Source organism: Micromonospora sp. NPDC005161 (assembly GCF_053599855.1).
Genome location: NZ_JBSFYQ010000081.1, coordinates 1 through 12,346, shown reverse-complemented (window position 1 = coordinate 12,346; position 12,346 = coordinate 1). Strand labels below are relative to the sequence as shown.

Below are 12,346 nucleotides of genomic sequence, written 5' to 3'. Positions count from 1 at the left end.
TTCGACGCCCGTTCCACCGCGGGCGTCGTCGTCGCCGGCGTCGACCTCACCGGGCAGCGCGCCGTCGTCACCGGCGCCTCGTCGGGCATCGGTGTATTGCCAGCCGCCTCGGCGTGTCGTGGCAATAACTTCATGATCGACGCGCCGTGGGGGTTACTCGGTGAGCGCGGCGTGTAGGGCGCTGGGCAGGTCGGGGTGGTGGTAGGTGAAGCCGGCACGGGTCAGCACGGCCGGCAGGACGCGGGTGCTGGTGAGGGCCTCGTGGGCGAAGCCGCCGAGCACCACCTTCAGCGCCAGCGCCGGGATGGGCATGATCGCTGGGCGGTGCAGCTGCCGGGCGAGCTCCCGGGTGAACTCCGCGTTGGTCGCGGGGGCCGGGCCGACCAGGTTGACGGGTCCGGCGATGTCATCGGAGTCGAGCAGGAAGAGGGCCGCCCGCAGCCAGTCGGCCATCGAGATCCAGGGCCACCACTGCCGGCCGCCGCCCAGTGGGCCGGAGACACCCAGCCGCATCGGCAGCAGCTGCGGTTTCAGCATCCCGCCGTCGCGGTGCAGCGGCAGGCCGACGCGCAGCCGCACCACGCGTACCCCGGCATCCTCCGCCGGCCGGGTCGCGGCCTCCCAGACCCGGCAGACGTCGGCCAGGAAGCCGTCGCCGGCCGGCGCGTCCTCCTCGACCACGCGGTCGCCGGTGTTGCCGTACCAACCCACGGCCGAGGGGTTGAGCAACACCCGGGGCCGATCGGCGGCGGGCAGGTCGGCGAGGGTGGTCGCCAGCGTGGTGGTGCTGTCCACCCTGCTGGTGCGGATCAACCGCCGGTAGTCGTCGTTCCAACGCTTGTCCCCGACGCCCGCGCCGGCCAGGTTGACCACGGCGTCCGACCCGGCGACCGCGGCCGGGTCGAGCTGCCCGGCGGCGGGGTCCCACCGTCGCTCCTGCGGATCGCGCGGCGGCCGACGGACCAGCCGGGTGACCTGGTGCCCGTCGGCCGCGAGTCGGGCAACCAGCCGGGTGCCGAGGAAGCCGGACGCGCCGGCCAGAAGGATCCGCATGCCCACATCTTCGCCCAGAATGCCGCCGGCGGATGCGTGGCGCGGCCGACGTCACCGGCTGCGGAGCGCCCCCGGCGAAGAAATCTGCGCGGTTCCCGCCGCCGGTAGCGAAAACGCAGGTCAGCGGGCGTTTCAGGCGTCGAAAAAAGCTGCGGCGCACATCCTGCGCCGGACACGTCTCCGCAGGTCAGAGCGAACGTGAATGCGGTGTTCATGATTGCTCTCGGGCGCGTACTCGGTCGACCATGAGTCATCCGAATGCGCCCCCGATAGGGGGTCGTCGCACCATGCCCGCCGTCGGGCGACCGTGAGGAGGAACCATGCCGATCCTGGTGACCGGAGCGACCGGGACCGTCGGAGGCAGCCTGGTCCGGCAACTGGTGGCCGCCGGCCACGACGTACGCGCGCTGACCCGCAACCCGGCGACCGCCGCACTGCCCCCCGGTGTGGAGGTGTTGGCGGGTGACTTCGCGCGGCCGCACACGCTGGCCCCGGCGCTGCGCGGCGTGACGCGCATGCACCTGGTCGCGATGGACGGGTACGGGCCGCTGACCACCGGTGCGGAGATCCTGGAGCTGGCCCGGCAGGCCGGCGTCCGCCGGGTCACCCACCTCGGCCACAACGATCCGAGCCGGGCGGACGACGACCCGATCGAGGCGCCCCACCGTCCCCTGCACCGGGCCATCGAGAACTCGGGCCTGGAGTGGACGCACGTCTTCCCCGGCGAGTTCATGGCGAACACCCGGGACTGGGCGGCCGGCATCCGGGCCGAGGGGGTGGTGCGGGCGCCGTTCGGGGACTGGAACAGCGCGTTGGTCCACGAGGCGGACATCGCCGCGGTCATCCTGGTGGCACTCACCGAGGACGGCCACTCCGGGCGGGTGTACCAGCCGACCGGGCCGGAGCCGGTCCGCCGCCGGGACGCGGTCCGGATGATCAGTGACGCGATCGGCCGTCCGGTGCGGCTCGACGAGCTGACCCCGGCGCAGGCCCGCGAGCACTGGAAGGACCACTACCCCGCCGAGGTGATCGAGTGGTTCCTGGAGATGGGGCGGTATCCCGACGGCAACGGCTGGGTCGCCCCGGACGTCGAGCAGGTGACCGGACGCCCCGGGCGCACGTTCCGGCAGTGGGCCGCCGAGCACGCGGACGACTTCCGCTGACGGCGCCCGGGGCGGGGACCGACCCGATGGTCAGGCCGCGTGGGCCGGACGCAGGTCTGCCAGCAGCCGCTCCACCTCGGTGTACGCCTCGACGCTCAGCGGGCCGAGCGCCAGGGTCGCCAGGTTCTCCTCGGCCTGCGCCACCGTGCGCAGACCGGGGATGGGCACCGTACGCGGGCTGCGGGCCAGCAGCCAGCCGAGCGCTCCCTGGGCCAGGGTGCGCCCGTCGGCGGTGAGCGCCGCGCGGACCTGGTCGACCCGGGCCGCCCAGCGCGGCGTCGGCCGGCCGTCGGTGAACCACTGCAGCCACTCGGGCGCCCGGCCACGTACGTCGTCCGCGCCGACCGCCCGCGTCGATCCGGTGAGCAGCCCCATCGCCAGCGGGCCGCGGTTGAGGCTGGCCAGGTCGTGGCTGTCGCAGACCGCCAGGACGGCCGCGTTGTCCCGCAGCACCGACTCGTCGTGCTGGATGGCGGCGCAGTGCACGCCCGCCGCCGCGAACGCCTCCGCCGAGCCCGGGTCGTCGGTGCTCCAGCCGTACGCCCGGATCTTGCCCTGGGCGACCAGGCCCTCCAGGGTGTCGATCAGGTCGAGCGCGGCGGGCACCGGCAGCTCGTTGATGTGCAGCTGGTAGAGGTCGACGTGGTCGGTGCCGAGCCGGCGCAGCGAATCCTCCAGGCTGCGCACCGCGAAGGCCGGGCTGGCGTCAGTGCCGAGCGCCCGACGGGTGGCCTCCTCGCTGACGTTGCCGAACTTCGTGGCGATCACCGCGCCGTCCCGGCGACCGGCCAGGGCCCGGCCGAGGATCCGCTCGCTGTGCCCGGCGCCGTAGTTGCTGGCCGTGTCGAACAGAGTCACCCCGAGGTCGAGCGCGCGGTGGATGGTGCGGATCGACTCGTCGTCGTCCACCTCGCCCCAGCCGAACGGCTGCCCACCGTCGCCCCAGAGCGGGCCGCCGATCGCCCAGCACCCCATCCCGATCGCGCTCACCTCGATGCCGCTGCGTCCGAGCTTCCGTGTCGTCGTCATGCGCCCCAGCCTCCAACCTGGAGTGCGCTCCAGGTCAACCACTACCATCTCGGGCATGACCGGTTACGCCCCCTCGGAGGCCGCCCGGCGCAGCGGCTTCAGCCTGGACACCCTGCGGTACTACGAGAAGATCGGCCTGCTCGCCGACGTGAGTCGGACGTCGGGCGGCCAGCGCGTCTTCACCGACGACGACCTCGGCTGGCTGGTGTTGTTCCGTTGCCTGCGCGACACCGGCATGCCGATCGCCCAGATGTGCCGCTACGCGCAGCTGGCCCGGGAGGGCGAGCACACCGCCGACGACCGGCGGGAGCTGCTGCAACGGCACGCCACGCAGGTCGAGGAGCAGATGCGCCTGCTCCAGCGCCAGTACGACCACCTCCGGGAGAAGATCCGCTTCTACGAGCAACTGCCCGGCTCGGGCTCGGAGGGCGGGTAGGCCACCCCGGCCGGTGCGCGCGGGCGCTCAGGTGATGGCGGCCAGCCGGGGCAGCAGCGGGGCCAGCGGATCGAGCGCGTCGGCCCGCACCACGTAGCGGGTCACGCCCCAGCGCCGCCGGTGCGCGGCCACCGCCGCGACGATCTCGTCGGCGGTGCCGATCAGCACGAACGGGGTGGCGAGCAGCTCGTCGACGGTCAGGCCGGTCTCCCCGGCGGTCTGCGCGGCGGCGGCCGCCGCACCGTCGCCCACCACGACCCGCTGCACCAGCGCCTCCAGCGCGGGCGGGGCGTCCCGCCCGGCCGCGCCGGCAGCGATCGCGGCCAGTTGCGCGTCGATCTCCGCGGCGCGCCAGCGCACGTCGTGGCCGTGGCCGTCGGCGAGAGTACGACCGAAGCCGCTGAGCCCGACCACGTCGGCGTGTGCCCCGGCCCAGCGCAGCAGGTCGGTGTTGGCCGTGCCCACCGTCAACGGGATCCGCGGCTGCACCGGTCGGGGCCGGTCCAGTCGCGCGGCGTGCACCGCCAGGTCGGCGGAGTCGACCGTGACCTCCTCGCCGGCCAGTAGGGCCCGGACCGCCTCGGCCACCGCGATGCAGCGGCGTACCCGGCCGGCGACGTCCGGGCGCTTCCGCCCCACCGCCCGCCACTCGACCGGGGTGTGGCCGGCGCCGATGGCGAGCCGGGCCCGCCCGCCGGAGACCAGGTCGAGGGTCGCCACGTCGGTGGCGAGCAGCGCCGGCTCCCGGACGCCGGCGTTGGTGACGTACGAGCCGAGCCCGAGCGTCGAGGTGACCGACGCGGCGGCGGCCAGCGCGACGAACGGCGCGGCGACCACGCCCGGGTGGTCGCCGACCAGCAGCGCGTCGTAGCCGGCCGACTCGGCCCGGCGGGCCAGCTCGCACCAGCTGGCGGCGTCGGACGGGCTCGCCTGGATCGAGAAGGTGACCATGGCCCCAGCCTGCCGTCCAGCGGGGCCTCGTGGCCAGTGCGGAAGGCCGGTTCTGCCGAGGGGAGAAAGGCATCAGCCGACGGGCGGCGCGGTCAGGCCGAGGAGTTCCTCGACCGTCCCCGGCCGGCCGGTGAGCGCGTTCAGCGCGGTGACCAGCCTCTTCTCCTCGTACCGGAAGTGCGACTCCAGCAACGCGGCAAGCCCGTCCAGCTCGGCACGCAGGTGGGCCACCGGCACGGGCGCGGGATCGCCCAGCAGCTCCTCGACCCGGCCCAGGATCCCCGCGACCACCTCGTGGTCGGTGATCAGGTTGGCCAGGACCGGGCGCAGCTCGGGGACCTCGTCGGCCAGCAGCCGGAACGCGCCGGCGTCCTCACCGGTGTGGTGCCGGCCGAGCGCGGCGCAGAAGGTCAGGCAGTGGGCCCGCAGGTCCCGCGAGGGGCGGGCCTCGCCGAGGCCGTCGGCGTCGAGGCTCGCCCGGAGGCGGGCCAGCTCCGCGCCGAGCCAGAGGTGGATTTCGATCATCTGATTGCCGACGGCGGCGAGCCGGTCGGCCGATGAAGTGCTCGGGTGCACGTTCGTCCCATGCTGTCCCCGCGTCTCCATGCCCACGGCGGCCTTCGTGCCGGGTGCACCGCGACGCTGAGCCGTAGCGTATCCCGACGGGGTCACGGCGTGGTCGGCTCGTCGGGTTCCTTGAGGTGCCAGCTGGCCCGGAAGTCGGCCTCGTGGGCCTCGTGGACGGTCCTTTCCTCAAAGACGGCGGCCCGCAGCGCGTGCCGCGACTCCGACATCACCAGCACCTCGACGGCCACCAGCGCGACGCAGATCGCGGTGAGAAGGGTGAGCGCGCCCAGCGCCGGAAGGTGCTGCCCGACCGGCAGGGCCGCCGTCAGCACCACCAGCACGCCGATCCGGGTCCAGGTGATGGTGTGCAGGGTGCGCAGCTGGAACAGCAGATTGGCGGCGAAATAGCAGATCACCCCGCCGAAGAGCAACGGCACGGCGGGCCCGTCGATTCGTTGCGCTGGTCCGCCGGCCGGGTCGGTGATCTGGTGCAGGATTTCCTCGCTGCCGATGGAGAAGAGGATCACCGCAGCGATCATCGGCAGGTAGAGGTAGGCGTACGCGTCGCGGGCCATCGCCACCCGGGGGCCACCCTCGGCCGCGTGCAGGGCGATCCGGGCGGCCGGGCCGATGAAGTCGAAGTGCGCCCACCACAGGGCGGCGGTGAAGAAGATCCCGAGCGAGGCGGCGGCCACCGCCGGCCAGGTGACCGGCTTGCCGACGAGCAGGTTGCCGCCGACGCCCACGGAGATCACCGACTCGCCCAGCGCGATGATCAGGATGAGGTCGTAGCGTTCCGTCCAATGCTCGGCGCTGGTGACCCCCCAGCCCCAGGTGCCGACGATGAAGCCGGTGGCGTACTGGACCAGCACCACGGTGATCCACAGGGCGTCGCGGACCATCGCGGCCTGAGCGGGATCGGCGATCAGTGGCGGCACCAGCGCGGCGGCCAGCAACAGGACGATGCTCGCCGCCAGCTCCGGGGCGAACCGGCGTAGCTGTCGGCGCTCCTGCGGGCTGTCCCGCACCACATGTTGATACAAGATCATGTGGATGCCCCGGACCACGACGTAGCTGATGGCCACCAGCATCGGGCCGGCGGCCCCGCGTTTCGGGTCGCTGAACGCCTGCGGCAGCGCCAGCGCGAACGCGAACAGGGCGGCCATCGCGATCACCATGAGCACCGGCACGTAACCCTCGCCGAGCCGGACCCGGGTGGCGACCAGGCTGTGCACCACCCAGATCCACCAGAGCACGGCGAGCACCAGACCGGCGTGCAGGAGCTGCCGGCCGGAGATGTTCGCGGCGGTCGCCCGGGTGATGATGAAGAACGAGAAGACGAAGACCAGATCGAAGAAGACCTCGAACTTGTCCACCCGGGCACCGGGGGCGATCGGGACGGCGGGCCCCAGTCGCCCACGCCGTCGGTAGCCGCCCACGATCCCACTCTGGCAGCGTCCAGCCCGGCCCGAGGCCGGAACGGGTCAGCCCGGCCGGTGGTGCCGCAGACCGTCCATCAACAGGTCGAGCAGCCGCTCGGCCTGGACGCGCTCGGCGGCCGCCAGCGAGATCCCGCTGAGGCTGGCCAGCACGTCTGGGGTGTCGACATCGGCCCGTACGGTGCCGGCCGCGGCGCCCGCGCTCAGCAGTCGGTCGAGCGCCTCCAGCAGCCGGTCCCGGCTCTGCGCGTACGGGTTGGCGCCGGCGGCGATCACCAGGCGCAGGGCGTCGGCCATTCCGCGCTTGGTGGCGAGGTAGTCGATGAACCGGGACATCCAACCCCGTAGCGCCCGGTCCGGCGGTAGGTGATCGAGCAGGTCCGGCGCGGCGTCGCAGAGTTTGCCCAGTTCGTTGCGGTACGCCGCCTCGATCAGCGCCTCGCGGGTGGGGAAGTGGCGATAGAGGGTGCCGATGCCCACCCCGGCCTCCCGGGCGATGCCGTCGAGCGTTACCTCCGGCCCGGGGCGGGAAAACGCCTGGATCGCGGCCTCCAGCAGTCGCTCGCGGTTGCGCAGGGCATCCGCCCGCAGCGGGCGGGGACTGATCTCCGGCACACGTCCTCCCTCGCTGGTGCGGGCCAGTGGTATCCGGAGGAAGCTCCGGTTAGTCTCGGACGTAGCGGAGGATCCTCCGCTTCCATCGTAGCGGCGGGCCGGGTCGGCCCGCCCCACCCGAACAAGGATGGATCATGACGACGAGCACCCCGATCACCACCCCGTTCACCCATGACTCCACCGCCATGGACGTGATCCAGGGCGTGGACCTCGGCGGCCGGCGGGCGATCGTCACCGGCGGGTCGTCCGGCATCGGCACCGAGACCGCCCGCGCCCTGGCCAGCGCCGGCGCGCAGGTCACCCTGGCCGTACGCAACACCGACGCCGGGCAGCGCACCGCCGACGACATCACCGCCAGCACCGGCAACGACCAGATCCTGGTCGCCCCGCTCGACCTCGCCGACCAGGGCTCGGTCGCCGACTTCGTGGCCAACTGGGACGGCCCGCTGCACATGCTGGTGAACAACGCCGGCATCATGGCCGCGCCCGAGATGCGGACCCCGCAGGGCTGGGAGATGCAGTTCGCCACCAACCACCTGGGGCACTTCGCGCTCGCCACCGGGCTGCGCCCCGCGCTGTCCGCCGCCGACGGCGCCCGCATCGCGTCGGTCAGCTCCGCCGCCCACCTGCGCTCGCCGGTGGTCTTCGAGGACATCCAGTACGAGCGCCGGCCGTACGAGCCGTGGCAGGCGTACGGACAGTCGAAGACGGCGAACGTGCTCTTCGCCGTGGAGGCGACCCGGCTCTGGGCCGACGACGGCATCGTCGCCAACTCGCTGATGCCCGGCGCGATCCAGACCAACCTCCAGCGCTACGTCAGCGAGGACGAACTGAACCGGATTCGCTCGGGCAACGCGGCGGCCTGGAAGACCGTCGAGCAGGGCGCCGCCACCTCGGTGCTGGTCGCCGCCTCACCGCTGATCGACGGGGCCGGCGGGCGGTACTTCGAGGACTGCCAGGAGGCTGGCCCGGTGGTGCCCGGAGAGCGGCGCGGCGTCGCCCCGTACGCGCTGGACCCGGAGGCCGCTGAACGGCTCTGGCAGGTCTCGACCGCGCTGCTCAAGGGCTGAGCGCGCAGCGTCGGCCGGGGTCCGCCCCGACCGGCGCTCCGCCCTCGAACGACGAAAAGGGCGCCCCGGTCGATGACCGGGGCGCCCTTTCCGACTGGCTCGGTGATCAGGCCAGGCCCAGCTCCGACTCGAAGTTGCCGGCCTCCAGCCGCTCCTTGACCGCGGCCAGGAAGCGGGCGGCGTCGGCGCCGTCGATCAGCCGGTGGTCGTAGGACAGGGCCAGGTAGACCATCGACCGGACCGCGACGACCTCGCCGAGCTCCGGGTCGTTGACCACGACCGGCCGCTTGACCACGGCACCCGTGCCGAGCATCGCCGACTGCGGCGACGGCACGATCGGGGTGTCGAAGAGCGCGCCCCGGCTGCCCGTGTTGGTCAGCGTGAAGGTCGCCCCGGCGATCTCATCCGGGCTGATCTTGTTGGTCCGGGTCCGCTCGGCGAGGTCCGCGACCCGCTTGGCGATGCCGCCCAGGTTGAGGTCGCCGGCGTTGTGGATGACCGGCACCAGCAGACCGCGCTCGGTGTCCACGGCGATGCCCAGGTGCTCCGCGTCCGGGTACGTGATCGTCCCGCCGTCCAGGTCCATCCGGGCGTTGACGATCGGGTACGTCTGCAGAGCCTCGACGGCCGCGAGGGCGAAGAACGGCAGGAAGGACAGCTTCACACCGTGTCGCTGCTGGAAGGAGTCCTTCGCCTGCGTCCGCAGCTTCGCGATCCTGGTGACGTCCACCTCGATCACCGTGGTGAGCTGCGCCATCTCGTGCAGCGACTCCTGCATCCGCGTGGCGATGGCCTTGCGGATCCGGGTGAGCTTCTCGGTGGTCCCCCGCTTGCCGCTCGGCTGCGGCTTCGCGGCCGGCTTCGCCGGGGCCGCCGACGGGGCGGCGGCCGGCTGCGCCGTCGGAGCCGGGGCGGCCTTCGCCGCCTTGGCCTTCTCGGCGGCCTCCAGCACGTCCTGCTTGCGGATCCGGCCACCCACGCCGGTGCCGTTGAGCGAGGACAGCTCGACGCCGTGCTCGCTGGCCAGCTTGCGCACCAGCGGCGTGACGTACCCGGCGGCCTCCTCGCCGCCATCCGGGGCGGGAGCGGACGGGCGCCGCGGCGTCGGGGTCGGCGCGGCCGGCTGTGCGGCCTGCTCGGCCTTCACCGGCTGCGCCGAGGTCTCGGCCTCCGCGGACGGCTCGTTGTACGACACGCCCGGGGTGGGCTCCTCGACCTTCGGCTCCGGCTTCGGCTCGGCCTTGGGCGCCGGCTTGGCCTCCGCCTTCGGTTCGGGCTTCGGCTCGGGCTTCGGCTCGGGCTTCGCCTGCGCCGGGGCGGCACCGGCAACGCCGATGATCGCCAGGTCGGCGCCGACCGCGGCGGTCTCGTCCTCGGCGACCTTGATCTCCAGCACCGTGCCGGCGACCGGCGACGGGATCTCGGTGTCCACCTTGTCGGTGGAGACCTCCAGCAGCGGCTCGTCGACCTCGATGGTCTCGCCGACCTGCTTGAGCCAGCGGGTGACCGTACCCTCGGTGACGCTCTCGCCCAGGGCCGGCATCTTCACCGCGGTGCCCTCGCCCGCACCGGCGGCGGCCGGGGCCGGCGCCTCGTCCTGGGCCACCTGGTCGGCGGTGCCCTCAGCGGCGGCCGTCGGCTCGGTGGCCGGCTCGACCGACTCGGCCGGAGCCTGCTGCTGCTCCTGCGGGGCGGCCTCGCCGCCACCGGCCGACTCGCCCTCACCCGCGATGACGGCCAGCTCGCTGCCGACCTCCGCGGTCTCGTCCTCGCCGACCACGATCCGGCTCAGCACGCCCGCCGCGGGCGACGGGATCTCGGTGTCGACCTTGTCGGTCGAGACCTCAAGCAGTGGCTCGTCGACCTCGACGGTGTCGCCCTCCTGCTTGAGCCAGCGAGTGACGGTGCCCTCGGTGACGCTCTCGCCGAGCCGGGGCATGGTGACCGATACCGGCATGTTCTGAGACTCCTTCATTCCCCTGGTGGGATCTTCGCCCGTCGCCGGACGCCGCGGGTTGTGGTGATCAGGCGTGCGCGTGCAGCGACTTGCCGGCGAGGGCCATGTGCGCCTCGCCCAGGGCCTCGCTCTGGGTCGGGTGGGCGTGCACGAGCTGGGCGACCTCGGCCGGGTAGGCCTCCCAGTTGTAGATGAGCTGCGCCTCACCGACCAGCTCACCCATCCGGGCACCGACCATGTGCACGCCGACCACCGGGCCGTCGGCGACCCGGACCAGCTTCACGAAGCCGGTGGTCTTGAGGATCTGGCTCTTGCCGTTGCCACCCAGGTTGTAGTTGTACGTCTTGACCTTGTCGGCGCCGTACTGCTCCTTGGCCTTCGCCTCGGTCAGACCCACCGACGCCAGCTCCGGGTCGGAGTAGGTGACCCGCGGGATGCCGGCCTCGTCGATCACGGCCGGGTTCTGGCCGGCGATCTCCTCGGCGACGAAGATGCCTTGCTGGAAGCCGCGGTGCGCGAGCTGGAGGCCGGGCACGATGTCGCCGACCGCGTAGACGTTCGGCACGCTGGTGCGCAGCCGCTCGTCGGTCAGCACGTAGCCGCGATCCATCTTCACGCCCTGCTCCTCGTACCCGAGGTTGGCGGTGTTCGGGCCGCGACCGACGGCGACGAGCAGCAGCTCGGCCTCGACGGTCTCGCCGCCCTGGATGGTCAGCTTGACGCCCTTCTCGGTCTTCTCGACCTTCTCGAACGGCTTGCCGACCTTGAAGTTGATCTTCCGCTTGCGGAACGCCCGCTCCAGCGCCTTCGACGACTCCTCGTCCTCGGCGGCCACCAGCCGGGGGAGCGCCTCGACGATCGTCACGTCCACCCCGAAGGACTTCCACACGCTGGCGAACTCGACGCCGATCACGCCGCCACCCAGCACGATCACCGACGACGGAACCCGGTCCATGGACAGCGCGTGGTCGCTGGTGATGATCCGCTCGCCGTCGACCTCCAGGCCCGGCAGGCTCTTGGCGTACGAGCCGGAGGCCAGCACGAGGTTGCGGCCGGTGTAGCGCTTGCCGTCCACCTCGACCACGTTCTTGCCGACCAGCTTGCCGGCGCCGGCCACGAGGGTGATGTTCTTCGAGCCGCCCACCAGGCCCTGCAGGCCCTTGTACAGGCGGGAGACCACGCCGTCCTTGTACGAGTTGACCGCGGCCATGTCGATCCCGACCAGCTCGGCCTTTACGCCGAACTGCTCCGACTCGCGGGTCTGGTCGGCGATCTCCGCGGCGTGCAGCAGGGCCTTCGTCGGGATGCAGCCGTTGTGCAGGCAGGTGCCGCCCAGCTTGCCCTTCTCGATCAGCGCGACGGACAGGTCCAGTTGGGCGGCGCGCAGCGCCGCCGCGTAGCCGCCGCTGCCACCTCCGAGGATGACAATGTCGAAGGTTGCGTCGTTCGGCTCGCTCACGTCCAACTCCCAGGTCGCGTCACTGCATCGGGGGTCACGGCGGGGCAACTACAGACACACCCCACCTCGGTCATCTTGTCACCACTGGGCACAGGGTGCGTACTGAGGTGCCCAACGACACGTCGGTGACACGTACCCTTGGCACCGTTGTCGATGACGGAGCGTGGGGGAGAGGTCCGGTGGGGTTGTTCCGGCGCCGCAAACAGGCGCGTGTGCCCAGCCACGACCGCGCGGCGGATCGCGGTGATCTGGATCATCTCGAGAACTTCATCCGGAGCCGTCGCGGCGTCGAGGCGTACATCGAACCGCGGACGACGGTGACGGAGACCACGGTCATCCTGATCGCCGACGACGGGGAGTGGACCCGCCGGCGCATCGACGGCCCGGACGGCGCGCGGCGCTTCGCGTACCGGATGGGCATCCCGGTGTACGACGTCCGGCTGATGGGCTACCCGCAGCGCATGCGCGACTTCAACGAGCGCCGCAAGCGCCGCCCCGAGCGGTACTGAGATGCAAGGAGGGGCAACCGAGCTGCGGGTCGGCGTGGTGGTGCTGGTCCGGCCGGGTGGGCGGGTTCCGGCGGACGGGCGGATCGTCGACGGCGGCG

13 protein-coding genes are annotated in these 12,346 nt (G+C 72.5%); 5 read left to right on the top strand and 8 right to left on the bottom strand.

Annotated elements, in window-relative coordinates:
* Nucleotides 1-153: 153 nt before the first annotated feature.
* Nucleotides 154-1,053 (bottom strand): TIGR01777 family oxidoreductase, encoded by a 900-nt coding sequence (locus tag ACWD5O_RS35710; protein WP_450088022.1) that lies wholly within the window; start codon nt 1,051-1,053, stop codon nt 154-156.
* Nucleotides 1,054-1,373: 320 nt separating this feature from the next.
* Between ACWD5O_RS35710 and ACWD5O_RS35705 the strand changes: the two genes are divergently transcribed.
* Nucleotides 1,374-2,216 (top strand): NmrA family NAD(P)-binding protein, encoded by an 843-nt coding sequence (locus ACWD5O_RS35705; protein WP_450088021.1) that lies wholly within the window; start codon nt 1,374-1,376, stop codon nt 2,214-2,216.
* A 30-nt stretch (nt 2,217-2,246) separates the two neighbouring features.
* On the opposite strand, the gene ACWD5O_RS35700 is transcribed toward ACWD5O_RS35705, so the two are convergent.
* The gene (locus ACWD5O_RS35700; RefSeq protein WP_450088020.1) at nt 2,247-3,245 is read right to left on the bottom strand and encodes an aldo/keto reductase; all 999 of its coding nucleotides are present in this window, start codon (nt 3,243-3,245) and stop codon (nt 2,247-2,249) included.
* A gap of 55 nt (nt 3,246-3,300) precedes the next feature.
* On the opposite strand from ACWD5O_RS35700, the gene ACWD5O_RS35695 reads away from it, so the two are divergent.
* Nucleotides 3,301-3,681 (top strand): MerR family transcriptional regulator, encoded by a 381-nt coding sequence (locus ACWD5O_RS35695; protein WP_354965101.1) that lies wholly within the window; start codon nt 3,301-3,303, stop codon nt 3,679-3,681.
* A 27-nt stretch (nt 3,682-3,708) separates the two neighbouring features.
* Here ACWD5O_RS35695 and ACWD5O_RS35690 read toward each other — a convergent pair whose 3' ends face one another.
* From ACWD5O_RS35690 to ACWD5O_RS35675, 4 genes are all read right to left on the bottom strand, one after another.
* Nucleotides 3,709-4,632 carry an LLM class flavin-dependent oxidoreductase gene (locus ACWD5O_RS35690; protein WP_450088019.1) on the bottom strand — a complete coding sequence of 308 codons (924 nt, stop codon included), beginning with the start codon at nt 4,630-4,632 and terminating at the stop codon, nt 3,709-3,711.
* Nucleotides 4,633-4,704: 72 nt separating this feature from the next.
* The gene (locus ACWD5O_RS35685) at nt 4,705-5,208 is read right to left on the bottom strand and encodes a hemerythrin domain-containing protein (protein ID WP_450088018.1); all 504 of its coding nucleotides are present in this window, start codon (nt 5,206-5,208) and stop codon (nt 4,705-4,707) included.
* Between the two features lie 92 nt (nt 5,209-5,300).
* Complete coding sequence (locus ACWD5O_RS35680) at nt 5,301-6,638, bottom strand: low temperature requirement protein A (RefSeq protein ID WP_450088017.1); 1,338 nt, start codon at nt 6,636-6,638, stop codon at nt 5,301-5,303.
* A gap of 45 nt (nt 6,639-6,683) precedes the next feature.
* Nucleotides 6,684-7,253 carry a TetR/AcrR family transcriptional regulator gene (locus ACWD5O_RS35675; protein ID WP_450088016.1) on the bottom strand — a complete coding sequence of 190 codons (570 nt, stop codon included), beginning with the start codon at nt 7,251-7,253 and terminating at the stop codon, nt 6,684-6,686.
* A gap of 134 nt (nt 7,254-7,387) precedes the next feature.
* Between ACWD5O_RS35675 and ACWD5O_RS35670 the strand changes: the two genes are divergently transcribed.
* A complete protein-coding gene (locus ACWD5O_RS35670) occupies nt 7,388-8,323 on the top strand; it encodes an SDR family NAD(P)-dependent oxidoreductase (RefSeq protein ID WP_450088015.1) in 936 nt (311 codons plus the stop codon).
* A 106-nt stretch (nt 8,324-8,429) separates the two neighbouring features.
* Here the strand turns inward: ACWD5O_RS35670 and sucB are convergent, their stop codons facing one another.
* Both sucB and lpdA read right to left on the bottom strand, forming a co-directional pair.
* Nucleotides 8,430-10,280 carry a 2-oxoglutarate dehydrogenase, E2 component, dihydrolipoamide succinyltransferase gene (sucB, locus tag ACWD5O_RS35665; RefSeq protein ID WP_450088014.1) on the bottom strand — a complete coding sequence of 617 codons (1,851 nt, stop codon included), beginning with the start codon at nt 10,278-10,280 and terminating at the stop codon, nt 8,430-8,432.
* 67 nt (nt 10,281-10,347) lie between these two features.
* Nucleotides 10,348-11,739 carry a dihydrolipoyl dehydrogenase gene (gene lpdA / locus ACWD5O_RS35660; RefSeq protein ID WP_450088013.1) on the bottom strand — a complete coding sequence of 464 codons (1,392 nt, stop codon included), beginning with the start codon at nt 11,737-11,739 and terminating at the stop codon, nt 10,348-10,350.
* Between the two features lie 179 nt (nt 11,740-11,918).
* Between lpdA and ACWD5O_RS35655 the strand changes: the two genes are divergently transcribed.
* Together ACWD5O_RS35655 and ACWD5O_RS35650 are read left to right on the top strand one after the other, a co-directional pair.
* Nucleotides 11,919-12,248: a hypothetical protein gene (locus ACWD5O_RS35655; protein ID WP_109819350.1), complete on the top strand. Its 330-nt coding sequence runs from the start codon at nt 11,919-11,921 to the stop codon at nt 12,246-12,248.
* A gap of 1 nt (nt 12,249) precedes the next feature.
* The coding region (locus ACWD5O_RS35650; RefSeq protein ID WP_450088023.1) for a hypothetical protein at nt 12,250-12,346 on the top strand (97 nt) is incomplete at its 3' end.

Bases quoted from the DNA above. Each gene is read 5' to 3' on its own strand.
- ACWD5O_RS35710 (WP_450088022.1), bottom strand. From the start codon at position 1,053: ATGCGGATCCTTCTGGCCGGCGCGTCCGGCTTCCTCGGCACCCGGCTG.
- ACWD5O_RS35705 (WP_450088021.1), top strand. From the start codon at position 1,374: ATGCCGATCCTGGTGACCGGAGCGACCGGGACCGTCGGAGGCAGCCTG.
- ACWD5O_RS35700 (WP_450088020.1), bottom strand. From the start codon at position 3,245: ATGACGACGACACGGAAGCTCGGACGCAGCGGCATCGAGGTGAGCGCG.
- ACWD5O_RS35695 (WP_354965101.1), top strand. From the start codon at position 3,301: ATGACCGGTTACGCCCCCTCGGAGGCCGCCCGGCGCAGCGGCTTCAGC.
- ACWD5O_RS35690 (WP_450088019.1), bottom strand. From the start codon at position 4,632: ATGGTCACCTTCTCGATCCAGGCGAGCCCGTCCGACGCCGCCAGCTGG.
- ACWD5O_RS35670 (WP_450088015.1), top strand. From the start codon at position 7,388: ATGACGACGAGCACCCCGATCACCACCCCGTTCACCCATGACTCCACC.
- sucB (WP_450088014.1), bottom strand. From the start codon at position 10,280: ATGCCGGTATCGGTCACCATGCCCCGGCTCGGCGAGAGCGTCACCGAG.